This window comes from Pseudomonas sp. AC247, from assembly GCF_979258015.1.
Genome location: NZ_OZ409829.1, coordinates 4,300,977 through 4,322,597, shown reverse-complemented (window position 1 = coordinate 4,322,597; position 21,621 = coordinate 4,300,977). Strand labels below are relative to the sequence as shown.

24 protein-coding genes are annotated in these 21,621 nt (G+C 58.9%); 7 read left to right on the top strand and 17 right to left on the bottom strand.

Going from position 1 to position 21,621, the window contains the following annotated elements; translation table 11 throughout:
* Nucleotides 1-20 precede the first annotated feature (20 nt).
* Nucleotides 21-668, top strand: a complete 648-nt coding sequence (gene pdxH, locus ACZZ0B_RS19630; RefSeq protein ID WP_008086353.1) for a pyridoxamine 5'-phosphate oxidase — start codon at nucleotides 21-23, stop codon at nucleotides 666-668.
* 5 nt (nucleotides 669-673) lie between these two features.
* On the opposite strand, the gene ACZZ0B_RS19625 is transcribed toward pdxH, so the two are convergent.
* A complete protein-coding gene (locus ACZZ0B_RS19625; RefSeq protein WP_463546042.1) occupies nucleotides 674-910 on the bottom strand; it encodes a hypothetical protein in 237 nt (78 codons plus the stop codon).
* Between the two features lie 179 nt (nucleotides 911-1,089).
* Between ACZZ0B_RS19625 and ACZZ0B_RS19620 the strand changes: the two genes are divergently transcribed.
* A complete protein-coding gene (locus ACZZ0B_RS19620) occupies nucleotides 1,090-1,554 on the top strand; it encodes an outer membrane lipoprotein (RefSeq protein WP_008086349.1) in 465 nt (154 codons plus the stop codon).
* Nucleotides 1,555-1,629: 75 nt separating this feature from the next.
* Here ACZZ0B_RS19620 and ACZZ0B_RS19615 read toward each other — a convergent pair whose 3' ends face one another.
* From ACZZ0B_RS19615 to nhaA, 5 genes are all read right to left on the bottom strand, one after another.
* A complete protein-coding gene (locus ACZZ0B_RS19615) occupies nucleotides 1,630-1,881 on the bottom strand; it encodes a pyocin S6 family toxin immunity protein (RefSeq protein ID WP_440093609.1) in 252 nt (83 codons plus the stop codon).
* A gap of 10 nt (nucleotides 1,882-1,891) precedes the next feature.
* The gene (locus ACZZ0B_RS19610) at nucleotides 1,892-3,085 is read right to left on the bottom strand and encodes an S-type pyocin domain-containing protein (RefSeq protein WP_463546041.1); all 1,194 of its coding nucleotides are present in this window, start codon (nucleotides 3,083-3,085) and stop codon (nucleotides 1,892-1,894) included.
* Between the two features lie 192 nt (nucleotides 3,086-3,277).
* The gene (locus ACZZ0B_RS19605; protein WP_463546040.1) at nucleotides 3,278-4,018 is read right to left on the bottom strand and encodes a zeta toxin family protein; all 741 of its coding nucleotides are present in this window, start codon (nucleotides 4,016-4,018) and stop codon (nucleotides 3,278-3,280) included.
* Nucleotides 4,015-4,281 carry a hypothetical protein gene (locus ACZZ0B_RS19600; protein ID WP_008086340.1) on the bottom strand — a complete coding sequence of 89 codons (267 nt, stop codon included), beginning with the start codon at nucleotides 4,279-4,281 and terminating at the stop codon, nucleotides 4,015-4,017. Before ACZZ0B_RS19600 ends, ACZZ0B_RS19605 begins: the two co-directional genes overlap by 4 nt.
* A gap of 122 nt (nucleotides 4,282-4,403) precedes the next feature.
* A complete protein-coding gene (gene nhaA / locus ACZZ0B_RS19595) occupies nucleotides 4,404-5,591 on the bottom strand; it encodes a Na+/H+ antiporter NhaA (protein WP_008086339.1) in 1,188 nt (395 codons plus the stop codon).
* Nucleotides 5,592-5,843: 252 nt separating this feature from the next.
* Between nhaA and ACZZ0B_RS19590 the strand changes: the two genes are divergently transcribed.
* Nucleotides 5,844-6,938, top strand: a complete 1,095-nt coding sequence (locus ACZZ0B_RS19590; RefSeq protein ID WP_008086336.1) for a PLP-dependent cysteine synthase family protein — start codon at nucleotides 5,844-5,846, stop codon at nucleotides 6,936-6,938.
* Between the two features lie 115 nt (nucleotides 6,939-7,053).
* On the opposite strand, the gene ACZZ0B_RS19585 is transcribed toward ACZZ0B_RS19590, so the two are convergent.
* Nucleotides 7,054-8,667, bottom strand: a complete 1,614-nt coding sequence (locus tag ACZZ0B_RS19585) for an NAD(P)/FAD-dependent oxidoreductase (RefSeq protein ID WP_463546039.1) — start codon at nucleotides 8,665-8,667, stop codon at nucleotides 7,054-7,056.
* 97 nt (nucleotides 8,668-8,764) lie between these two features.
* Entirely contained in the window at nucleotides 8,765-9,418 is a 654-nt protein-coding gene (locus ACZZ0B_RS19580) for a COG3650 family protein (protein WP_008086332.1), read from the bottom strand.
* Nucleotides 9,419-9,562: 144 nt separating this feature from the next.
* Between ACZZ0B_RS19580 and ACZZ0B_RS19575 the strand changes: the two genes are divergently transcribed.
* A complete protein-coding gene (locus tag ACZZ0B_RS19575; protein WP_463546038.1) occupies nucleotides 9,563-10,666 on the top strand; it encodes an acyltransferase family protein in 1,104 nt (367 codons plus the stop codon).
* Nucleotides 10,667-10,689: 23 nt separating this feature from the next.
* On the opposite strand, the gene ACZZ0B_RS19570 is transcribed toward ACZZ0B_RS19575, so the two are convergent.
* Entirely contained in the window at nucleotides 10,690-11,289 is a 600-nt protein-coding gene (locus ACZZ0B_RS19570; RefSeq protein ID WP_463546037.1) for a short chain dehydrogenase, read from the bottom strand.
* A gap of 104 nt (nucleotides 11,290-11,393) precedes the next feature.
* Here ACZZ0B_RS19570 and ACZZ0B_RS19565 point away from each other — a divergent pair, with 104 nt between their 5' ends.
* Nucleotides 11,394-12,308, top strand: a complete 915-nt coding sequence (locus tag ACZZ0B_RS19565; protein WP_463546036.1) for a LysR family transcriptional regulator — start codon at nucleotides 11,394-11,396, stop codon at nucleotides 12,306-12,308.
* 102 nt (nucleotides 12,309-12,410) lie between these two features.
* On the opposite strand, the gene ACZZ0B_RS19560 is transcribed toward ACZZ0B_RS19565, so the two are convergent.
* Genes ACZZ0B_RS19560 through ACZZ0B_RS19545 form a run of 4 tightly spaced genes read right to left on the bottom strand, consistent with a single transcriptional unit; the run spans nucleotide 12,411 to nucleotide 14,854 of the window.
* Nucleotides 12,411-12,887 carry a DoxX family protein gene (locus tag ACZZ0B_RS19560; RefSeq protein ID WP_463546035.1) on the bottom strand — a complete coding sequence of 159 codons (477 nt, stop codon included), beginning with the start codon at nucleotides 12,885-12,887 and terminating at the stop codon, nucleotides 12,411-12,413.
* Nucleotides 12,884-13,642 (bottom strand): HvfC/BufC N-terminal domain-containing protein, encoded by a 759-nt coding sequence (locus ACZZ0B_RS19555; RefSeq protein ID WP_463546034.1) that lies wholly within the window; start codon nucleotides 13,640-13,642, stop codon nucleotides 12,884-12,886. Before ACZZ0B_RS19555 ends, ACZZ0B_RS19560 begins: the two co-directional genes overlap by 4 nt.
* Entirely contained in the window at nucleotides 13,639-14,526 is an 888-nt protein-coding gene (gene bufB, locus ACZZ0B_RS19550) for an MNIO family bufferin maturase (protein ID WP_463546033.1), read from the bottom strand. Before bufB ends, ACZZ0B_RS19555 begins: the two co-directional genes overlap by 4 nt.
* A gap of 25 nt (nucleotides 14,527-14,551) precedes the next feature.
* Nucleotides 14,552-14,854, bottom strand: coding sequence for a BufA1 family periplasmic bufferin-type metallophore (locus ACZZ0B_RS19545; RefSeq protein WP_008086321.1), 303 nt, complete (start codon nucleotides 14,852-14,854; stop codon nucleotides 14,552-14,554).
* Nucleotides 14,855-15,199: 345 nt separating this feature from the next.
* Here ACZZ0B_RS19545 and ACZZ0B_RS19540 point away from each other — a divergent pair, with 345 nt between their 5' ends.
* Both ACZZ0B_RS19540 and ACZZ0B_RS19535 read left to right on the top strand, forming a co-directional pair.
* Nucleotides 15,200-16,534, top strand: coding sequence for a DUF2599 domain-containing protein (locus tag ACZZ0B_RS19540; protein ID WP_463546032.1), 1,335 nt, complete (start codon nucleotides 15,200-15,202; stop codon nucleotides 16,532-16,534).
* A 34-nt stretch (nucleotides 16,535-16,568) separates the two neighbouring features.
* Nucleotides 16,569-17,807 carry a DUF2599 domain-containing protein gene (locus tag ACZZ0B_RS19535; RefSeq protein WP_463546031.1) on the top strand — a complete coding sequence of 413 codons (1,239 nt, stop codon included), beginning with the start codon at nucleotides 16,569-16,571 and terminating at the stop codon, nucleotides 17,805-17,807.
* Between the two features lie 171 nt (nucleotides 17,808-17,978).
* Here ACZZ0B_RS19535 and ACZZ0B_RS19530 read toward each other — a convergent pair whose 3' ends face one another.
* Genes ACZZ0B_RS19530 through livH form a run of 4 tightly spaced genes read right to left on the bottom strand, consistent with a single transcriptional unit; the run spans nucleotide 17,979 to nucleotide 21,621 of the window.
* Nucleotides 17,979-18,680: an ABC transporter ATP-binding protein gene (locus ACZZ0B_RS19530; protein ID WP_008082262.1), complete on the bottom strand. Its 702-nt coding sequence runs from the start codon at nucleotides 18,678-18,680 to the stop codon at nucleotides 17,979-17,981.
* Entirely contained in the window at nucleotides 18,681-19,448 is a 768-nt protein-coding gene (gene livG, locus ACZZ0B_RS19525; protein ID WP_008082259.1) for a high-affinity branched-chain amino acid ABC transporter ATP-binding protein LivG, read from the bottom strand.
* Nucleotides 19,445-20,701 (bottom strand): high-affinity branched-chain amino acid ABC transporter permease LivM, encoded by a 1,257-nt coding sequence (locus tag ACZZ0B_RS19520; protein ID WP_008082257.1) that lies wholly within the window; start codon nucleotides 20,699-20,701, stop codon nucleotides 19,445-19,447. Before ACZZ0B_RS19520 ends, livG begins: the two co-directional genes overlap by 4 nt.
* Entirely contained in the window at nucleotides 20,698-21,621 is a 924-nt protein-coding gene (gene livH, locus ACZZ0B_RS19515; protein WP_008082254.1) for a high-affinity branched-chain amino acid ABC transporter permease LivH, read from the bottom strand. Before livH ends, ACZZ0B_RS19520 begins: the two co-directional genes overlap by 4 nt.

Below are 21,621 nucleotides of genomic sequence, written 5' to 3'. Positions count from 1 at the left end.
CTAACGAAAAGGAATGCGCCATGACCCAGGCTCTGGCAGATATGCGTCGTGATTACACCCGGGACGGTTTGACCGAGGCGCAAGCCCCGGCCGAGCCATTTGCGCTGTTCCACCAGTGGTTCGCCGACGCGGTGAAAACCGAACAGGCGCCGGTGGAAGCCAACGCCATGACCCTGGCCACGGTGGATGCGGACGGCCGCCCGCATTGCCGCATTCTGCTGCTCAAAGGCCTGGACGAGCAGGGTTTCACCTTCTTCACCAACTACGAGAGTGCCAAGGGCCAACACCTGGCGGCCAACCCGTGTGCCGCCATGACCTTCTTCTGGCCGACCCTCGAGCGCCAAGTGCGCATCGAAGGCCGGGTGGTAAAGGTCACGCCCGAGGAGTCCGACGCCTATTACCAGGTGCGTCCGTTGGGCAGCCGTCTCGGCGCCTGGGCTTCACCGCAGAGCCGGGTGATCAACGGGCGCGGTGAACTGGAGGATTTGCTCAAGGCGACCGAACAGCGCTTTTCCGATACTCAGCCCGACTGCCCGCAACATTGGGGCGGTTATCGCTTGCTGCCTGAGCGCATCGAATTCTGGCAGGGCCGTCCGAGCCGTCTGCACGATCGCCTCAACTACCGTGTGCAGGGCGCTGACTGGATTCTTGAACGTCTGGCACCCTGAGCAGTCTACCGAGCGGGATAGCCTGCCGCAGCGGCCTCAAGCCACTGCGGCAGATCCCGGCGCTTGATCTTCTGCGCCTGAGCGTTCGCCAACTGCTCGAGCATGAAGGCCCGTTTGCCCTCATCCTTGCCGGCCAGCGACAGCGCCAGGTCGCGATCCATCCAGCGTTTGATCCGCACGCACAACCACCCATGGAAGTACAAACCGGCGGCCGTGGTGACGACGATGATCAAGTAATCCATGAAAATCCTTGGTGTCGGTGGCGCAGAATCTGGAATTTGGCGCTACTGTAGGGGCTTCTATAGGGAAAAGTGCAGGCGTCTGTACCTCGCCTGAATGAAAGCCAATTTGTCCGGGCTGCGTCGTGACAGGCGTCAAGCCACGGAGTTTAATGAATATATGTTCCTTTGGAGTTGATGCTATGCGTAAGTCTGTTCTGCTGGTTGCTTCCTTTTCCACGATGGCGATGTTGCTTACCGGCTGCCAATCGAGCCTGACCGGTGACTCCTACTCCCGTGACGAAGCGCGTCGCGTGCAGACGATTCGCATGGGCACCATCGAATCCCTGCGCCCGGTCAAAATCGAAGGCACCAAAACCCCGATCGGCGGCATCGCCGGTGCAGCAGTGGGCGGCGTCGGGGGCAGCGCCATCGGTGGCGGCAAGGGCAGCATTGTTGCTGCAGTGATCGGTGCAGTGGCGGGTGGTTTGATTGGTTCGGCGACAGAAGAAGGCCTGACCCGCACGCAAGGTGTGGAAATCACCGTGCGTGAAGACGACGGCAGCATGCGTGCCTATGTGCAGCAGGTTCAGGAGAACGAAGTGTTCCGCGTTGGCGAGCGCGTGCGCATCTCCACCGTTGGCGGCACCAGCCGCGTTTCGCACTAAGCGGGATGCAGGGTAAAGAAAACCCCGATCAGGTGACTGGTCGGGGTTTTTCTTTATTGCTTCCAATTCGTTAGTTCAGTAGTCAGCACAGGTGCCCATGAAAAACTCCAAACCCTTAGGGAGGCTAACTTTGAGAAGAGTTTGCAGCGCTGTGACTTGATCTGTAGTCAATAATAGCTCTCCGGGTTCCAATTCATTCAGGGGCTTAGACTCAACGAGCTGTGCAACTTTTTCGTTCATCTCGCTATCTTTGATATACAACTCGAATTGCAAAGAGTCATCTTGAGCATCATCAGGGTAAAAGCCGGTTATCGAAAGGTAGCGCATGTCTCAATCCTTAATTTCTAGAAGTTCTTCTGTCCGGCTCTGCAGGCCCGGTCTGTTCACCCGTCAGGTGATTGAACTCGCCTAAATGAGTCGTTCCCAACTTGTCGTATTTTTCCACAGCGTTACTTTTGTAATCCCATTCATAGATTCGACCTTTGCGGTCTACCCACCGTGCTCGCTGCTTTCCACCACCTTTCACCGAAGATTTCGACTTTACTCTAACTGCGTCAGGGAAGGCCGGTAGTGTCTCTGGGTGGCCGTAGTAGACATGGTCGCGAGCCCGGCTTAAAACGATGTAAATTGGCCGAATCCCCGAATGCGCTGGAAAAACCAAAATGAAGTCCCGGTACTCAGGCGGATAAACCGGATTGACCAGAATCCCGTCCGCAGCCTTCGTCGGCGGATAAACCCAGATATGCGGTGCTTGCGGTGCAGCCTCCAGCGCAGGAATGCCGAGGATGTCCGAGCCATCAACAGCAGGTGTCCAGATCAGTTCTACGTCTTCACCAAGATCGGCAATAAACTCGCTGCCCCGCGCGCTGAATTGCACGACATCAACCATTTCCCAATCGCGATGTTTGCCGGTGTAGAAGCCGTAGCCCTTCAAGCTTCCATCAGCCTGTTGCTCGACTCTCAACCGGACGCGAGTTCGCGCCTGTTGAAGGCCGCGCAATTGCTCCTCGGTATACAGCGCGCTGTCATCAAGGCTCGATGGCATGAACAGCGCCACCAGACCCACCAATGGCGTAATCACCGGGATGGATACAATTGCGGGCAGAGCTTTGAAAGCCGAACCTGCCAGCGCAAAACTGCCAAATCCTGTAGGGATGGCCGTTGCACCGATTTTCTTGAGATGAACTGCACCGCTTTCATCGGCTTCGCGGGCACCGAGCAGGATGAGATCGCCGTAATCCTTCAGGCTGTCGGTCGGCACCATCCCCGAGGGGCTCGAGTAGTCGATGATTGCATCCGGCAAGTTGCAGGACTTGGCGAATACGCAGCCGGCACGCTCGGGGTTGGCTTTTTTGACCGCCGCCTCACAGCTACGCTCGAAAGCCTCCTGCCGCGCCAACATGGCGTCGTAAGCGTTTTGTCTGGCGTCGCGCGCGGCCAATTCGCTGGCCTTCATAAAGCGGTGGGTGACGTGATGCCCGTCGCCTTGCGGTGGGTTGGGAACCCGGGGAATGTCCTTGTCGCCAGCCACTGATCGTCCTTTCGCTCATCCATCGACAGCCCTTTGCAAAGGGCTGGGCAACGTTAACGAAGCAGGAAAGTTGTGGCTGTAGGACGCGTCTCTAAAGACGTGGGGATTGTTCGACGCAAGACTGCTGGCGCTTTGCTGAAGAGCAAGACTATAAAAGAGTCAGAAGATTGGGGAGAAATTCGCGTCCATCACTTACAGCAACTTATCGAGTACGAACTCTTTGAACCATGGCGGCTGGGTGTCTGACTTGATTTCAATCAGTTCGCCATCAGTGATCTCCGCTATTTGCGTCAGGCCTTCACTGCCTTCATCCGAGTTGTCGAAAATATAGGCCCGGTTCGAGGTCAAGATAGCTTCAGACAAGAGCTCAAGAGATCTCCAGTACCGCGCTTGTATTTTTTTAGGAGGAACGCTGTGCCCGCCTTGGGATACTCGATAGGCAACCCTGGCAATATTGATCTGAGGATCGGCTGTCGCGACGTAGTAAACGTAAACCCGGTAACCGGACTGATGGGCCTCGGCGAGCAGGCTGACTTTGTCAGAGGAGGACATGACTGTTTCAAAGGTAAAACTGATGCGTTCTTTGATCAGTGATCTACGTATAAAGTCGGAAAGGGCGGATGCGACGTATGAGTCGATTTCAGTATTGGAAAAGCTGAGGCGTTCGCCATCAATCGTAAGGGCATCGAGCTTTGCTAGTGAATGTGGGGATTTCTTTAGTAGGGCATGTTCACGGAAGAAGTCGAAAATGTCTTCCTTGTGAGCCTCGATGCGATAGGAGGTGAAATCAAAATAGCCCGTATCTTTGATTGCTCGTTCGATGTCATCAGGATTTATGTAGTTGCCCAGCAAATGCGCGGGAACCAGTCGATTGAAGGTGCTTTTTCCTGAGCCGTTCGGGCCCGCGAATATCCGTATCCTCGGTGTGCTCAAGAAGTGGCCTGTTTTGATTTGTTGATGTGCAGGCGAGTGCCGCTTTTCAGATTTCCATAGGTGCCGATTGAGCGCAAAGCAATTGATGTCTTCTCGGTCACTTCAAACAGCTGACCATCTTTGGCAACGAGAACCGCAGCGCCGTTGGCGAGCGCCATTTTATAAGCGTTGCTGAATGCCTTCAGAGCAATGTCCGGAATACGCGATTCCTGTACGGAAATCTGATCGTCCGTCATTGGGCGTTTTTCTGCTTTACGTGACATGGATGACTCCAGATGCGGTGCTGAGAAGGTGCGGCTGTCAACGAAAGATATAGCACACTTGCAAGGTTCAGAGCCAAGCCCCTCTAGATAGAAGGGCTCTGCCTTTTGTAGAAATATGCGTATCAGGCGTTTTGCAGAGCATTGCGGCGACTCGCCGCCGCCGTCACCGCATAACCAATCAACGCCGCCAGAATCGAGCCGGTCAGAATGCCCATCCGATCCATCCCGGCGTAGTCGCTCACGCCCGGCTCAAAGGCCAGCGAACCGACGAACAGGCTCATGGTGAAGCCGATCCCGCAGAGAATTGCCACGCCCATGACCTGACCCCAGTTGGCGCCTTGGGGCAGGGCGGCGATGCCAACCTTGACCGCCAGCCAGGTCAGGCCGAACACACCGACGGTCTTGCCCAGCAGCAGGCCCACCGCGATGCCCATCGGCACGTGGTGAGTGAAGCTTTCCACGGTCACGCCGCTCAGTGAAAGGCCGGCGTTGGCGAAGGCGAACAGCGGCAGGATGCCGTAGGCTACCCACGGGTGCAGCGCATGTTCGAGGGTCAGCAGCGGCGAGGGCTCGGCGTTTTTCGTACGCAGCGGGATGCAGAAGGCCAGGGTCACGCCCGCCAGCGTCGCATGCACGCCGCTCTTGAGGACGCAGACCCAGAGGATCAATCCAATGATCATGTACGGCCCGAGCTTGACCACCCCGAGCCGGTTCATCGCCACCAGCGCCGCGATGCACGCCGCCGCCAGACCCAGTGACAGGGTTGAGAGTTCGCCGGAATAGAAGATTGCGATGATCACGATGGCACCGAGGTCATCGATGATCGCCAAGGTCATCAGGAACAGCTTCAGCGACACCGGGACACGCTTGCCGAGCAACGCCAGTACGCCGAGGGCGAAGGCGATGTCGGTGGCGGTCGGGATTGCCCAGCCGCTCAGTGCCGCCGGGTTGTCACGGTTGAGAAACCAGTAGATCAGCGCCGGCACCAGCATGCCGCCGATCGCCGCCGCGCCGGGCAGGACGATCTGCGAGGGCTTGGACAGCTGACCGTCGAGCACCTCGCGCTTCACTTCCAGGCCGATGAGCAGGAAGAACATCGCCATCAGACCGTCGTTGATCCACAGCAGCAGGGGTTTGGCGATTTTCAACGCACCGATCTGCGCCACCACGGGGGTGTCGAGCAGGCCGGTGTACAGCCACGACAGCGGCGAGTTGTTGATAATCAGGGCCAGGATGGCTGCGGCGATCAATAACAGACCGCTGGCAGCTTCCAACTGAAAGAAACGCGTGAAAGTGCTACGCAGAGGCAAGGTCGCTCTCCATCGAATCGTCAAAAAGGTGGGACACCCTAACCCGTACTGTTAGTTGTTAAAACAAAAGTTATATTCTTTTTTGTTATATGGCGTTACAACGCGGCTGAGCCCCGGCCACGCTGAGCCTAGCAGTTGCCCGACACATTGAGACGCAGCTGTATCTGTGCGTGAAGGAGGATTTTTCCTAAGCTGGTGAGCAAGCTTTTCGAACAGATAGACCACCTGCCCGATTCAACGAGAACCATCACCATGAGCGACAACCGACAGTGGGCCCGCGAAGCCATCCGCATCATCGAAGCGGATTTTCAGCGCAGCGCCGACACCCATCTGATTCCCTTGCCGCTGCCAGGTTTTGCCGGCATCGAGTTGTATTTCAAGGATGAGTCCAGCCATCCGACCGGCAGCCTCAAACATCGGCTGGCACGTTCGCTGTTTCTCTATGCGTTGTGTAACGGCTGGCTTAAACCCGGCGCGCCGGTGATCGAAGCGTCCAGCGGCTCGACGGCAATTTCCGAAGCCTATTTCGCGCGGATGCTCGGTTTGCCGTTCATTGCGGTGATGCCGGCAACTACCTCGAAAGAGAAGATCGCGCAGATTGCGTTCTACGGTGGCCAGAGTCATCTGGTGCAAGATCCGACGCAGATCTACGCCGAATCCGAGCGTCTGGCGCGTGAGCATGGTGGCCATTTCATCGACCAGTTCACCTACGCCGAACGTGCCACCGACTGGCGCGCGAACAACAACATCGCCGAGTCGATCTTTCAGCAGATGCGTTACGAGCAGCACCCGGAACCGAGCTGGTTGATTTCCAGCCCCGGCACCGGCGGCACCACCGCGACCCTCGGCCGTTACGTGCGCTATCGCCAACATTGCACCCGCGTGTTGTGCGCCGACGCCGAGCGCTCGGTGTTCTTCGATTACTACCAGAGCGGTGACGCGAGTTTGCGCCTGGATTGCGGTTCACGCATTGAGGGCATTGGCCGGCCACGGGTGGAGGCGTCGTTCCTGCCCAAGGTGATCGATGCGATGGTCAAGGTGCCGGATGCCTTGTCGCTGGCGGCCATGCATTATCTGGCGCAGCGTCTGGGACGGCATGTTGGTGGGTCGAGCGGGACTAATCTGATCGGCGCGTTGATGGCGGCGCAGCAGATGAAAGCGGCGGGGGAGTCGGGGTCGATCGTGGCGATTCTGTGCGATGGCGGCGAGCGGTATGCCGACACGTATTACGATCAGGATTGGCTGAGAGCGCAGGGCTATGAGCTGAGTGGGTTGATCGAAGCCGTGACAGCGAGTGCCGAGCGCGGTGAACCGCTGCCGACCTCAGTCCTGCGCGCCAATATCTGACACACCGAAATCAACTGTAGGAGTGAGCCTGCTCGCGATGGCGGAATAACATTCAACATTGATGTTGAATGGACTACCGCTATCGCGAGCAGGCTCACTCCTACACGTTTTTGTGTCAGTCAGTCAGACCTAGGATGTCGCGCGCCACGGCTTCGGCAATGCGAATCCCGTCAACACCCGCCGACAGAATCCCGCCCGCATAACCGGCGCCTTCACCGGCGGGGAACAAGCCCTTGACGTTCATGCTCTGCAGCGTCTCGTTACGCGTAATGCGCAGCGGCGACGAGGTGCGCGTCTCGATCCCGGTCAATACCGCATCGTGCAGCGAATACCCGCGAATCTGCTTCTCGAATGCCGGCAAGGCCTCGCGGATGGCCTCAATGGCAAAGTCCGGCAACGCCAGGGCGAGGTCGCCCAGCGCGACGCCCGGCTTGTACGAGGGCTCGACTTCGCCCAGTTCGGTTGAGGGAATGTCATTGATGAAGTCGCCGACCAGTTGCGCCGGCGCCTTGTAATCGCTGCCACCCAGAATGAACGCGTGGGATTCCAGACGTTCCTGCAACTCGATCCCTGCCAGCGGGCCGCCCGGATAATCGACTTCCGGGGTAATACCGACAACGATGCCGGAGTTGGCGTTGCGCTCGTTACGCGAGTACTGGCTCATGCCGTTGGTGACTACGCGGTTTGGCTCGGAGGTCGCCGCGACCACGGTGCCGCCCGGGCACATGCAGAAGCTGTAGACCGAACGGCCGTTCTTGGCGTGGTGCACCAGTTTGTAGTCGGCGGCACCGAGTTTCGGGTGGCCGGCGTATTTGCCCAGACGCGCACGGTCGATCAGCGATTGCGGGTGTTCGATGCGGAAACCCACCGAGAACGGCTTGGCTTCCATGAACACGCCACGGCTGTGGAGCATGCGGAAGGTGTCGCGGGCGCTGTGGCCGAGGGCCAGAACCACGTGTTTCGAATGCAGGGTTTCGCCGCTGGCCAGCTCGACGCCGACCAGTTGGCCGTCTTCGATCAGCACGTCGGTGACGCGCTCCTGGAAGCGCACTTCGCCGCCCATTTCGCGGATCTGCTCGCGCATGTTTTCAACCATGCCGGTCAGACGGAACGTACCGATGTGCGGTTTGCTGACGTAGAGGATTTCTTCCGGCGCGCCGGCCTTGACGAACTCGTGCAGGACTTTGCGGCCAAGGAACTTCGGATCCTTGATCTGGCTGTACAGCTTGCCGTCGGAGAACGTGCCCGCGCCGCCTTCGCCGAACTGCACGTTGGATTCTGGGTTGAGTACGCTTTTACGCCACAGGCCCCAGGTGTCTTTGGTGCGCTGGCGGACTTCGGTGCCGCGTTCGAGGACGATCGGCTTGAAACCCATTTGTGCCAGCAACAGGCCGGCGAAGATCCCGCACGGGCCAAAACCGACAACGATCGGGCGCTGGTTCAGATCGCTTGGCGCCTGGCCAACAAATTTGTAGCTGACATCCGGCGCCATGTTGACGTTACGGTCGTCGGCGAACTTGCCCAACACCGTGGCCTCGTCGCGCACGCTGAGGTCGATGGTGTAGATGAAGCACAGTTCGGAGGACTTTTTGCGCGCATCGTAGCTGCGCTTGAACAAGGTGAAATCGAGCAGATCATCGCTGGCGATGCCCAGACGCTGCACGATGGCAGGGCGCAGGTCTTCTTCGGGATGGTCGATTGGCAGCTTGAGTTCAGTGATTCGTAACATGGCGAGGATCCGGGTTCGCGGGGCGCACAACTGCGCCAGGGCGTTTGAAGGCCGCGATTATAAGCCGCAAAGGCCGGATCCGGTGAGGCTAAAACGCTCAGTCGTTGCGCGATCCGCCGAAATACCCGCAACCGCGCTGCACCTGGCCGTCGATGCGCAACTCGGCGCTCATGTGCTGCACGCTGCCGGTGTTGCTGTCGACGCAGCGCTGCGGCGCGACCCACAATTCGATGCGCTGGTTGTTGGCTTCACTGCTGAGGTTGAAGCGGCCGTCGCCCAGTTGCTCTTCAACATAAGGCACGGCGAGTGGCGGCTGGCCTTCACGGTCGATGACCATGCCTTTGCCGCTGACCTTGACGTTCCACTCCGGGCCATGGCCGGTCGCGCGCAGGATCAGCAGTTTGAAATTCGGATCATCGCAGGCCGTACCGGAGCGCTCGACGCGGTACAGCTGCGTCAGATCGAGGCGATCACCGGCGACTTTGCCGCGAACATCGGCAAACAGTTTGCCCTGCTCATCGGCGAGGGTCGCCGCCTCTTGCAGGACGCTGGTGCCGCCGATGTCATTGACCACCAGTTGGCGCTGATCCTGACACGGCTGAAACACCAGTTTGCCGTCAGCGGCGGTCAGTTGCCCCTGCATCCGCGTCTGCCCGACGTGCGAGGCACTTTCACGCTGGCCATCGAACAATTGGCAGGCGGCAAACAATGGCAGCAAGGCAACCAGGACTAACGAACGGGCAACACGCATCTTCGACTCTCCAGACAAGTGCCACCACGTTACTGAGGGTGGGCGGTGATCACAAGGCTTGTGTGGCCGATGCCTGCCTACGCTTGAGTTGAGCACCGGGCCACAGCATAGTGGCGCACCTGTCCAGCAGCGGGCTCATCAGACATGCAGCAAAACTCTTCGGTGTTTCCTCAACGACTGCATGCGCTGGACGCATTGCGCGGCCTCGCGGCGCTGGCCGTGGTGTTCTGGCACTGGCAACACTTCTTTTTCCTCGGCGCAGTGCCCGGTTCGTTACTGCGCGAGGAACAACCGTTTTACAGTGTTTTTTCGCTGTTCTACCGCCATGGCGGCGATGCCGTTTCGCTGTTTTTCAGTCTTTCAGGGTTTGTGTTTTTCTGGTTGTTTGCGCGTGCCCTCGCGCAGCGCGAACTGACCGCCAAACAGTTTTTCATTGATCGGTTCAGCCGGATTTACCCATTGCATCTGGTGACATTTGTTGGCGTCGCAGTGCTGCAAAAGATCTACAGCGCCTACACCGGTAACGCATTTGTTTATCCTTTCAACGATGCGTATCACGCGTTGTTGAATGTGCTTCTGGCGCCCGCGTGGGGGTTCGAGGACGGTTGGTCGTTCAATGGGCCGGTCTGGTCTGTCTCGGTGGAAGTGCTGTTGTACGGCGCATTTTTTCTGCTGTGGCGTTATGCGCCTGCGCCGCTAGTCATCAGCGTCGGTTTGGTGGTCAGCGCCGCGTGGATATTTCCCGCGCATTACAAAATCGCCCTGGGTGTGATCGGATTTTTCGGCGGTGGCTTGGCCTACTTCGGGGTGGCCGCGTTGTTGCGGCGGTTTGCCGAGCGCTGGGTGGGTGTGAGTCTGGCGCTCGTCTGCGCGGCAGGCTGGTGGTTGTTCGACGATGCAAACCAATCGGCACTGATCAAATTTGCCGTACTGTTTCCGCTGTCCGTCGCCTGCGTGGCGGCCTGTCACTCATGGCTGGAACCGTTGGCCAGGCGTCTGTCCTGGCTTGGCGACATCAGTTACGCCACCTATTTACTGCATTTCCCGCTGCAAATTTCTGCGGCGTTGCTGGCCGACAAATTCTTCCATGGGCGCGAGGTGTTTTATCAACCGTGGAGTTTTTTGCTGTTTTTCACGGTGTTGATCGGCGCCAGCCTGCTTTGCCATCGTCTGTTCGAACGACCGCTGCAGCGCTGGCTTCGACAGCGCGCCGGTGGGTACGCCAAGCAACTTGAACCCGCTCGCTGACCCACCTCGTTGCAGTAGACGGCTCAGTTCACATGAAACGTCTGACCGGTTTGCAGGCCTTCGACACTTTTCGCGTAGGCCAACGCCACATCTGCCGCAGCAACTGGCTTATAGCCCCGGAAGTACGGCGCATATTTGCCCATCGCTTCCAGCAACACGGTCGGACTGACCGAATTCACCCGCAGGCCGCGCGGTAACTCAATGGCGGCCGCCCGCACAAAACTGTCCAGCGCACCGTTGACCAGCGCCGCCGACGCACCGCTGCGGATCGGATCATGACTGAGCACGCCCGTGGTGAAGGTGAACGAAGCGCCATCATTGGCGAATTCGCGGCCGATCAACAGCAGGTTGACCTGGCCCATCAGCTTGTCCTTGAGGCCGAGGGCGAAGCTGTCTCCAGTCATCTCGCCGAGCGGCGCGAAGGTCACGTTACCGGCAGCGCAGATCAGCGCGTCGAATTTGCCGGTCTGTTCGAACAATTGGCGGATCGATGCGCTGTCGCTGATATCGACATTGAGATCACCGCTGTTGCGACCGATGCGAATGATTTCATGATGTTGCGAGAGCTCTTTGTCCACGGCTGAACCAATGGTGCCGCCAGCGCCTATCAATAGAATTTTCATCGAGCTGTACCTCAAGTGATTGAACGAGGACTCAGTCTAGAGTGGTTTTTTCTGCGGATAAGCGCGCTAATAGGCAACCTTTGGTTTTCAAATGGAAACAATCCATGAGCGAAATGGATGATCTGGCGGCGTTTGCCGTGTTGATCGAGGCCGGCAGTTTTACCCTGGCGGCGCAGCAGTTGGGCTGCAGCAAGGGGCAGTTGTCCAAACGCATCAGCCAACTTGAAGCGCGCTTTTCTGTGGTGCTGCTGCAGCGCACCACGCGTCGCTTAAGCCTGACGGCGGCAGGTGCGGCGTTGCTGCCGCAAGCGCAGGCGCTGGTCGTGCAGGTCGAAAAAGCGCGTCAGGCGTTGGCGCGGCTGAAAGACGATATGGCCGGTCCGGTGCGGATGACGGTTCCGGTTTCGCTGGGAGAAACCTTCTTCGATGGCTTGCTGCTGGAGTTCTCGCAGCAGTATCCCGAGGTGCAGATCGAACTGGAGTTGAATAACAGCTATCGGGATTTGTCCCGCGACGGTTTTGATCTGGCGATTCGCAGCGAGGTGGCCAACGACGAGAGACTGGTCGCCAAGCCGCTGCTGGCCTGGCAGGAAATGACCTGTGCCAGCCCGGCGTATCTGCAGCGATTCGGCGAACCGACGACCCCGCAGGCGCTGGCCGAGCACCGTTGTTTGCTCAACAGCCACTACAGCGGCCGTGAGGAATGGCTGTATCACCAGCAGCACGAATTGCTGCGAGTACGGGTGTCGGGGCCGTTCGCCAGCAATCACTACAACCTGCTGAAGAAAGCTGCGCTCACTGGCGCGGGCATCGCCCGATTGCCTTCGTACTTGCTCCAGGCGGAATTGGCTGACGGCCGATTGCGCCTGCTGCTGCGCGACTATCAGACCCGACGGATGCCGATGTACCTGGTGCATCCGTATCAGGGCGGTTTGCCGAAACGCACGCAGGTATTGGCGGACTATCTGATCGGCTGGTTCAAGCGCAGCGGCGAGGCGCTTGATCGCCTCCAGCACTGACCCATCCCCCTGTAGGAGCTGCCGAAGGCTGCGATCTTTTGATCTGGCTTCGAAAAAAACAGAATCAAAAGATCGCAGCCTTCGGCAGCTCCTACATGAGTGTCAGTGGTTGTAGTGTTTGGCGATCAGGTGGTCGAGCGAGAGTTTTCCCGGCCCGGTCGCCATCAGGTACAGCAACACTGCCGCCCAGGTGCCATGAGTCGGGTAGGCATCGGGATACACAAACAGCTGAATAGTCAGGGTCATGCCCAACAATGCCAGCGCCGAAAACCGTGTGGCGAAGCCGATCAGGATCAGCACCGGAAAGAAGTGCTCGGCAAACGCCGCCAGGTGCGCGGCAATTTCCGGCGACAGTAGAGGCACCTGGTATTCGCTCTTGAACAAGGGGATGGTCGAGTCGGCCAGGCGTGGCCAACCGAGCTCAAAGGTGCCGTCGATCAAGTCGATGGCCAAGCCTTCGACTTTGGTTTGTCCGGACTTCCAGAACACGGCGGCAATCGAAAAGCGTGCAACGAAAGCGATCAGGCTGTGGGGGATTTTTTCCAGCAGCGCGATGGCGTGGACGATCAGGTGATTCATGGCAATTCCTTGGCGTTCAGTTGAGTGATGGCGTTCCGCGCGATCAGCAGACCCAGTACTTCTGTGAGGTCGAATGGCGGGCTGTTCTCTGCCGCCGTCAGCACGGGCATGCCGTCGAGCAGATGGCGGATGAACCCATGGGCGGCGGGTTGAACGGCAAACACTTCGACGTCGAGGTTATTGCGCAGTACCAGCGCACTTTGGCCGTGATTGAGGTCGATGCCCGCGAGCGATGCCCCGCGCTGATGCGCCGCCCAAATGGCAACCACGGGATAGGCCGAACCGAGCACGTGCAGGGACGGATGAAGCCCCACACGCAGCTCGCCGAGAATGTCCGGTTTGGCCAGTGCAGCGGTGATTTCCGCCGGCCGGACAGGCAACGCGTCGGCGGCGTGGTAGGCGAGGGTGCGCAACTGTTCGAGGCGCGCCACATCGGCCAGATACGGCACGCTGGCGGCGGGTTCGAAGGCTGCAATGAAGTCCGCAAACGGTTCGCCATAGCGGCTCATCAGCGGATTTCGGGGCGGGTTTGCCTGTACGAAAAGTGCCGCCATGGCACGGAAAAATTCCTCGCCAACCAACTGCGCGACCACCGGGTAACCGTCAGCCAGCGCGTTGATCAGTGAGCCCAGCACGTTATTGCGATACACCGCGAAACGGCTGGCCGGATCGGCGCCGTTGGCACTGCACAGCCCCTCGGGGCAGGGCAGTTGTCGGTCAAGCAGGGCGGCGGCGAATGCCATTTGACTGCTCATGGCTGTCCCCCGACCTGCCGCAACAACGCGTCGGCCCGTTGCGTCTCGGCAAGCAAAACGTTGAAAGCGGGCACGTTATTGTCGCGCTCGATCAGTGTTGCCACCGGGCCAATGCGCTCCAGCACTTGCTGGTACAACTGCCAGACTGCCTGATCAATCGGTGCGCCATGATCGTCGATCAACAAGCGGTCACCGAGGCTGTCGCAATCTTCAGCAAACCCTGCCAGATGAATTTCGCCGACCGCGTGCAACGGCAATGCATCGAGGTAGGCCTGCGGATCGCGCTGATGATTGATGCACGCCACGTAAACATTGTTGATGTCGAGCAACAGACCGCAGCCACTGCGGCGGATCACCTCGGCGATGAACTCTGGTTCATCGATTGTCGAGCGCTGGAACGCCAGATACGTCGCTGGATTTTCCAGCAGCATCGGTCGTTTCAGGGCGTTCTGCACCTGATCGACATGCGCGCAGACGCGGTTCAGCGTCGGCGTGTCGTAAGCCAGTGGCAGCAGGTCATTGAGAAACACCGGGCCATGGCTGGACCACGCCAGGTGTTCGGAAAAGGATTGTGGTTGATAGCGTCGAATCAGCTCGGCCAATCGTTTGAGGTGCTGTTGATCCAGCGGCCCTTCAGCGCCGATGGACAAACCGACACCGTGCAGCGACAGCGGATACTGCTGACGAATCAAACCGAGAAAATGATGAAACGGGCCGCCGGCCACCATGTAGTTTTCGGCGTGGACTTCGAAGAACCCGATGTCCGGTTGAGTGTCGAGCACTTCACGAAAGTGCCCGGTCTTGAGCCCCAGCCCTGCACGGGGCGGGAGCTCGGCAAGGGCTGCCTGAGTGCCGGGGAGGGGAGTGTCTTGTGTTGTAAACATGATCGTCACTCAGGCAGGACTTGGATCAGGACTTGGCTTTGAAGGCTTCCATCTGACCGAAACCGGTCGGCGAGGTCTTGCTTTCGGTGGTGGCGCAGGTGCCTTTCGGGACGAGTTTCCAGGCGTTGGCCTGGTAGTCCATTTTCGCCGTGCCGGCACACGTGGTGCCTGCACCGGCGGCGCAATCGTTGTGACCTTTCATGGCGACGCCGAAGCATTTTTCCATGTCGTCGGCGGCGTGGGCGGTGGAGACGGCAGCCATGCTCAGGGCAGAACCGAGGGCCAGAACCAGGGCGGTGGCGGACAGGGTGCGGGTGGTAGCAGTCATGATGTTTCTCCAGTATTGATCAGGGTTTTTACAAGCGCTTTTGCGCTTGCTTACCCCTCTAGAGAACGCTCATGACGATGCGTTACACCCTACGCAAAAACTTTTTCACTACCCCTGTAGGAGCTGCCGCAGGCTCGGGCCGCGATCGGACGATCTTTTGACGTTGGTTGTAAAAAACAAGATCAAAAGATCGCAGCCTTCGGCAGCTCCTACAGGGGGATCGTGTTTGCAGATGTGTTCTATAGTCATTTCGAAGGCCCATCGTATCGGGCCGATTTACCAGGACGGTATCTCATGACAAAGGATTGCTCGGACTCCGCTGTGCTATCGCGCAGAATTTCATCTTTGGCGCTCGCCCTCACGCTGCCCCTATTGCTGAACACGGCGATCGCCCAGCCGCAGCCTGATCCGCTGGACACACTCAAGCGGATCAATTCCAACTACAACACCCTCAAGGATTCCTGCCAGGAACCCGATACCGGCGCCGCGCGGGGGCTCTATTACTGCAGCGGCGTGACGCTGCGCATGGTCAATGACGGGCCTTTCAATCCGTGGGATTACAGCCCTTACGCGATCAAGATAGGTGCGACGTCCTACTCGTGGATTCGCAAGGATCTGAGCACACGAATCCTCATCCACCCGGCCGGGTTCATTCTGCGCACGCCCACCGATGCGGCGGCGCTGAACCTGCCGGTCAAGGAGCAGGGCTTCACCTGTATTTACGCTTTCGATGGCGGCACGGGGCCGGAGCGCAAGTGGTATGGCTGCGGTTTCTTCGACAGTCGCGAGCCGCCGCGCGTGGCGCAGGGGGTGATGAACAATCGCAATGCCGCGCTGGCCTATGGCACTTGTGCCGAAGCCGGGGTCAGCACCGCCGAGCAGTGGACGCAGAAATACACCGGGTTGATGAAGGGGCCGATTCAATACGGCCAATGTTCGTGGAACGCGGAAAAACCCAGCGACTGGAAAGCGATGATCCGCGTGCACGAGTCGCGGCCAAACACCACCAACAAGGACCCTTTTGCCTTCAGTGCCCAGGTCAACGAGTTCATGTTGAAAAACGCCACGGCGACCAACGATGGCAGCGAAAACATGAAGTACATCGATGCCTTCATCTACAACGTCAACAGCACGCAGAACTTCGCCACTCGCGGTGATCAGGCGCCACCGAAACCCGAGAACGGCCTGAACAGCGCACGCAACTTCCAGAAAAAACTTCAGGCGCGAGGCTACAGCGTGCCAATTCTGCGGCTGGATTTCACCAAGCCTGCCGAACAGCGTTTCAGCTACGTTGCGGCCGATCAGGCGATCGATCTTGGCGTGGCGAGCGGCACCCAGCCGCCACCGCTTGCAGCGCAATACATTGCTTCGGCCGACTGGATCAAACGTTATGACCCCGGCACCCGCAAGGATGAATGGAGCCTGAGCATTGTGCCCACGGCGGCGGGGCGGGCCTTGCCTAAAGAACAGATTGACGCGATCTACCAGCAACTGTTTGCCCTCAAAGGCGCTGACAGCAATTGGCGCGACAACGAAAAGTCGGTGGGCAGCATGCGTCAGCAATTGAGCTGCGTGCTGGTCAATTACCGCAACAAGACGCCGTGGAATCTCGAGCCTTTCCGGCCGGCGTTGTCGGACAGCGAAACCCGGGCGGCGGGTTGCAACCCGGTGCCGCGTTGAAGGTGTGTGTTGGCTAATCAAGGAGATGCAAGCCATGCAAAAACGTTTGAACAGGATCGCTCCATTGCTCATGTTCCCGCTGCTGATTCAGGCGACGTGGGCGCATGCCGAGTCGTGCGACGAGACACTGAAAAAGGTCGAAACCTTGTATAACAAAACCGTCGACAGTTGCGGGCAGGACCCCGCGTCGGACTGTTCCGGACTACTGGTTCGCGGCACGCACCGCGCCGACCCGGCGAAGGGGCAGAAATGGGATGTGTGGAATCCCAGTCCGAAAGCCGTGGAAATCGGTACGTTTGCCGCCTCGTATATGCGCGCCGATGGCGTCAGCTATGAAGATCCGGGCATGAGCACGCAGAACGGCTATCTGATTACGCCCAGAGACCTGGTGCGCGACCCCGAGACGCCGGTGCATGTCTACTGTGCGTTTCCCAACGATGCCTGGACCGATTTTCGCAATGATCGGGGCTGTGGCGACAACAAAAATACCGCCCCGACAGAAGCGGTTTGCCAGGCGATGAAACCACCGATCACCAGCCCGAATGCCTGGGTCGCGCACTTCACCCAGTACAACAATAATCGGCAGCAGGATCAGTTGCAGTGCGGTTTCAACATGCGCAATCCGATGAGCAGCAAGGAGCGGGTGGATGCGTTCCGCAACTTCCTGGGCGCGCGCAAAGTCATCAACAGCCGTGAGTTTCAAACGCAGACGGAGCTGCGTCTGGGCAATCCGAAAACCGATGAACTGCCGATTCTGGCGTTTTTCTACAGTGACCAACGCGGCTTGAATGATGCCATGGCCAATCAGCGCGACTACAAGGCCAAGACCGGCAAGGATCGCAATATCATCAAGATCGACTTCCCGAAAACTCCGGTGGCCAAGGCCAGCTTCTCGTGCATCCAGACCGCGACGCCAGCGGCGCCACAGTTCTGTGAGAAGTACATCGAATCGAGCACTTGGGTACAACGGCCGGATCCGAAACTGGGGCCGAACACCTGGTCGCTGTCAGTGGTGCCGACCGCCTGCGGCCGCGCGATCAAGGATGACCAGACTGACCGGATGTTTGCCGAGCTCTACAACAAGCACAAAGACGATTCGCAATGGCGCCAGTACAGCGTCAACGGCGGGTCACTGCGTCGGCAGATGGTCTGCCATCTGGCGGCAACCTACGAGGGCAAGCCCGTGCGCAACAAGCCTGAGTGGAACCTTGAACCGGCGCGTCCGTATGTCGATCAGGCCACCGCTGTAGCCCAACACTGCAACCCGTACTAACACCAATATCCTGTAGGAGCTGCCGCAGGCTCGGGCCGCGATCGGACGATCTTTTGATCTTGTTTTTAAGAACCAACGTCAAAAGATCGCAGCCTTCGGCAGCTCCTACAGGGGGGATGTGTGGGGTAAAAAAAACGGCCCGAAGGCCGTTTTTTTTGTTGGGCGTACGCATCAACCGCCGAGGTACGCCTCGCGTACTTTCGGGTCGGTCAGCAGTGCTTCACCGGTGCCTTGCATGACCACACGACCGTTCTCCAGAACGTAGGCGCGGTCAGCGATTTTCAGCGCCTGGTTGGCATTCTGCTCGACCAGGAACACCGTCACACCGTCCTTGCGCAGCATTTCGATGATGTCGAAAATCTGCTGGATGATGATCGGTGCCAGGCCCAGCGACGGTTCGTCGAGCAGCAGCAGTTTCGGCTTGCTCATCAGCGCACGGCCGATGGCGAGCATTTGCTGTTCGCCGCCGGACATGGTGCCGCCGCGCTGGTTGAAGCGTTCTTTCAGGCGTGGGAAAAGTCCGAGAACCTTGTCCATCTGTTCCTGATAGTCGCCCTTGTCGGTGAAGAAGCCGCCCATGGACAGGTTTTCCTCCACGGTCAGACGGGCGAATACCCGACGACCTTCCGGCACCACCGCGATGCTCTTGCGCATGATCTGCGACGAGTCCTGGCCGACCAGTTCCTCACCCATGTAGCGGATGCTGCCGCTGTGCGCTTGCGGCGAACCGCACAGCGTCATCAGCAGCGTCGACTTGCCGGCACCGTTGGCGCCGATCAGGGTCACGATCTCGCCCTGACGGACTTCGACGTTGACGCTGTGCAGGGCCTGGATCTTGCCGTAGAAGGTGGAAACGTTTTCGAACTGCAGCATTTACGCTTCCCCCAGGTAGGCTTTGATCACTTCAGGATTGTCGCGAATCTGTTCCGGCGTGCCGTCGGCCAGAGGCGTGCCCTGGTTGATCACGACGATGTGGTCGGAAATGCTCATGACCAGTTTCATGTCGTGTTCGATCAGCAGCACGGTGACGTTGTGCTCTTCACGCAGCACGCCGATCAGCGCCTTGAGGTCTTCGGTTTCCTTCGGATTGAGGCCGGCAGCCGGTTCGTCGAGCATGAGGATCCGCGGACGGGTCATCATGCAGCGAGCGATTTCCAGACGCCGTTGCTGACCGTAGGCCAGCGTGCCGGCGGTACGGTTGGCGAACTCCTTGAGGTTGACCTTTTCCAGCCAGTACTCGGCAAACTCCATGGCCTCGCGCTCGCTTTTGCGGAACGACGGGGTCTTGAACAGGCCGGCCAGGAAGTTGGTGTTCAGGTGACGGTGCTGGGCGATCAACAGGTTCTCGACCGCCGTCATGTCCTTGAACAAGCGCACGTTCTGGAAGGTGCGCACCACGCCTTTGAGGGCGATCTTGTGGCCCGGCAGGCCTTGAATCGGCTCGCCATCCAGCAGGATGCTGCCGCCCGTTGGCTGGTAGAAACCGGTCAGGCAGTTGAACACGGTGGTCTTGCCCGCGCCGTTCGGCCCGATCAGTGCAACCACTTGTTTCTCTTTGACGGTCAGGGCCACGCCGTTGACCGCCAGCAAGCCGCCGAAGCGCATGCTCAGGTTTTCGACTTTAAGGATCTCGCGGCTCATTTTCGCAACTCCATGTGTGGGCGTTGCATCGGCAGCAGACCTTGTGGACGCCAGATCATCATCAACACCATCAGCGCACCGAACATCAACATGCGGTACTCGCTGAACTCACGCATCATTTCCGGTAACAGGATCATTACCACGGCGGCCAGAATCACACCCAACTGTGAACCCATACCGCCCAACACCACGATGGCGAGGATGATTGCCGACTCGATGAAGGTGAACGACTCCGGGGTTACCAGACCCTGACGGGCGGCGAAGAAGCTACCGGCGAAACCGGCGAACGCAGCGCCAAGTGTGAAGGCCGACAGCTTGATGATTGTCGGATTAAGACCCAAAGCACGGCAGGCGATCTCGTCTTCACGCAGCGCTTCCCACGCACGGCCGATCGGCATGCGCAGCAAACGGTTGATGACGAACAGCGCCGCCAGCGCCAGTACCAGGGCAACCAGGTAGAGGAAGATCACCTTGTTGATCGAGTTGTATTGCAGGCCGAAATACTCGTGGAAGGTTTGCATGCCTTCCGCAGCCTTGCGTTCAAAGGTCAGACCGAAGAACGTCGGTTTCTCGATGTTGCTGATGCCGTTCGGGCCGCCAGTGATGTCGGTCAGGTTACGCAGGAACAGACGGATGATCTCGCCGAAACCGAGGGTCACGATCGCCAGATAGTCACCGCGCAGGCGCAGCACCGGGAAGCCCAGCAGGAAGCCGAACGTCGCCGCCATCAGGCCGGCAATCGGCAGGCAGATCCAGAAGCTCAAGCCGTAGTAGTGCGACAGCAGCGCGTAGCTGTAGGCGCCGACGGCGTAGAAGCCGACGTAACCGAGGTCGAGCAGACCGGCCAGACCGACGACGATGTTCAGGCCCAGGCCAAGCATCACGTAGATCAGGATCAGCGTCGCGATGTCCACCGCGCCACGCGAACCGAAGAACGGCCACACCAATGCACCGATGATCAGCGCAATGATGAAGTAGCGTTGGGTGGTCGGCAGGGTCAGGAAGTTGCTGGCCTTGGCCGGGATCAGCGGCATACCCGGCGAGGATTTCCATGCCTTGCTGATCTGCTGGTTGAACAGCACCCGCAGGAACATCAGCACCGAACAGATGGCGATGGTCGCCAGAATCATCGGGCTGGTGTTGTGCACTTCGAGGTTGATGCCGACGATGGTCAGTTTCAGTCCGAGTACCGGGTAGGCCACAGCCCACACCAGCAAGGCACTGAACAGTGCCTGTTTAAGATTCCTAGTCATACTTTCTCAACCTCCGGACGGCCCAGAATGCCGGTCGGACGGAACAACAGCACCAGAACCAACAAGCCGAAAGCCACGACGTCCTTGTATTGGTCACCGAAGATATCGGCACCAAACGCTTCCGCCACCCCAAGCACCAACCCGCCGAGCATGGCGCCGGGGATGCTGCCGATGCCGCCGAGTACCGCTGCGGTGAAGGCTTTGAGGCCGACGAGGAAACCGGCGTTGGGGTTGATCACGCCATATTGCATGCTCAGCAGCACGGCCGCGATGGCCGCCAGCGCAGCACCAATGACGAAGGTCAGGGCGATGATGTTGTTGGTGTTGATGCCCAGCAGGTTGGCCATCTTGATGTCTTCGGCGCAGGCGCGGCAGGCGCGACCCAGGCGAGAACGGGAGATGAACAGCGTCAGGCCGAGCATGGCGATCAGCGTCACCACGAACACCACGATTTGCATGTAGGAAATCAGCACTTCATGTGCGCCACCTGGCCCGAAGGAAATGTTCCCGGGGATCAGGTTGGGGATGGATTTGTCCTTGGAGTCTTGCGCCAGCAGAACCGTGTTCTGCAGGAAGATCGACATACCGATGGCGGAGATCAGCGGGATCAGACGGTTGCTGCCGCGCAGGGGGCGGTAGGCGATCCGTTCGATGCTGTAACCGTAGGAACTGGTGACAACGATGCTCGCGATGAAGGCTGCGGTCATCAACAGCGGGACGTTGTCGATTCCCATCATGGCCAGCCCGGCGATGGCGATGAACGCCACGTAGGAACCGATCATGTACACCTCGCCGTGGGCGAAGTTGATCATTCCAATGATGCCGTAAACCATCGTATAGCCGATGGCAATCAGGGCATACGTGCTGCCAATGGTCAGGCCATTAACCAACTGCTGGAAGAAGTGATAGAGGTCAGGCAT

Bases quoted from the DNA above. Each gene is read 5' to 3' on its own strand.
- ACZZ0B_RS19560 (WP_463546035.1), bottom strand. From the start codon at position 12,887: ATGAATCACCTGATCGTCCACGCCATCGCGCTGCTGGAAAAAATCCCC.
- ACZZ0B_RS19555 (WP_463546034.1), bottom strand. From the start codon at position 13,642: ATGAGCAGTCAAATGGCATTCGCCGCCGCCCTGCTTGACCGACAACTG.
- ACZZ0B_RS19590 (WP_008086336.1), top strand. From the start codon at position 5,844: ATGAGCGACAACCGACAGTGGGCCCGCGAAGCCATCCGCATCATCGAA.
- ACZZ0B_RS19530 (WP_008082262.1), bottom strand. From the start codon at position 18,680: ATGCTGCAGTTCGAAAACGTTTCCACCTTCTACGGCAAGATCCAGGCC.
- ACZZ0B_RS19575 (WP_463546038.1), top strand. From the start codon at position 9,563: ATGCAGCAAAACTCTTCGGTGTTTCCTCAACGACTGCATGCGCTGGAC.
- livH (WP_008082254.1), bottom strand. From the start codon at position 21,621: ATGCCTGACCTCTATCACTTCTTCCAGCAGTTGGTTAATGGCCTGACC.
- ACZZ0B_RS19520 (WP_008082257.1), bottom strand. From the start codon at position 20,701: ATGACTAGGAATCTTAAACAGGCACTGTTCAGTGCCTTGCTGGTGTGG.
- ACZZ0B_RS19535 (WP_463546031.1), top strand. From the start codon at position 16,569: ATGCAAAAACGTTTGAACAGGATCGCTCCATTGCTCATGTTCCCGCTG.
- ACZZ0B_RS19570 (WP_463546037.1), bottom strand. From the start codon at position 11,289: ATGAAAATTCTATTGATAGGCGCTGGCGGCACCATTGGTTCAGCCGTG.
- pdxH (WP_008086353.1), top strand. From the start codon at position 21: ATGACCCAGGCTCTGGCAGATATGCGTCGTGATTACACCCGGGACGGT.
- bufB (WP_463546033.1), bottom strand. From the start codon at position 14,526: ATGTTTACAACACAAGACACTCCCCTCCCCGGCACTCAGGCAGCCCTT.
- ACZZ0B_RS19585 (WP_463546039.1), bottom strand. From the start codon at position 8,667: ATGTTACGAATCACTGAACTCAAGCTGCCAATCGACCATCCCGAAGAA.
- livG (WP_008082259.1), bottom strand. From the start codon at position 19,448: ATGAGCCGCGAGATCCTTAAAGTCGAAAACCTGAGCATGCGCTTCGGC.
- ACZZ0B_RS19620 (WP_008086349.1), top strand. From the start codon at position 1,090: ATGCGTAAGTCTGTTCTGCTGGTTGCTTCCTTTTCCACGATGGCGATG.
- ACZZ0B_RS19565 (WP_463546036.1), top strand. From the start codon at position 11,394: ATGAGCGAAATGGATGATCTGGCGGCGTTTGCCGTGTTGATCGAGGCC.
- ACZZ0B_RS19615 (WP_440093609.1), bottom strand. From the start codon at position 1,881: ATGCGCTACCTTTCGATAACCGGCTTTTACCCTGATGATGCTCAAGAT.
- ACZZ0B_RS19600 (WP_008086340.1), bottom strand. From the start codon at position 4,281: ATGTCACGTAAAGCAGAAAAACGCCCAATGACGGACGATCAGATTTCC.
- ACZZ0B_RS19625 (WP_463546042.1), bottom strand. From the start codon at position 910: ATGGATTACTTGATCATCGTCGTCACCACGGCCGCCGGTTTGTACTTC.
- ACZZ0B_RS19545 (WP_008086321.1), bottom strand. From the start codon at position 14,854: ATGACTGCTACCACCCGCACCCTGTCCGCCACCGCCCTGGTTCTGGCC.
- ACZZ0B_RS19580 (WP_008086332.1), bottom strand. From the start codon at position 9,418: ATGCGTGTTGCCCGTTCGTTAGTCCTGGTTGCCTTGCTGCCATTGTTT.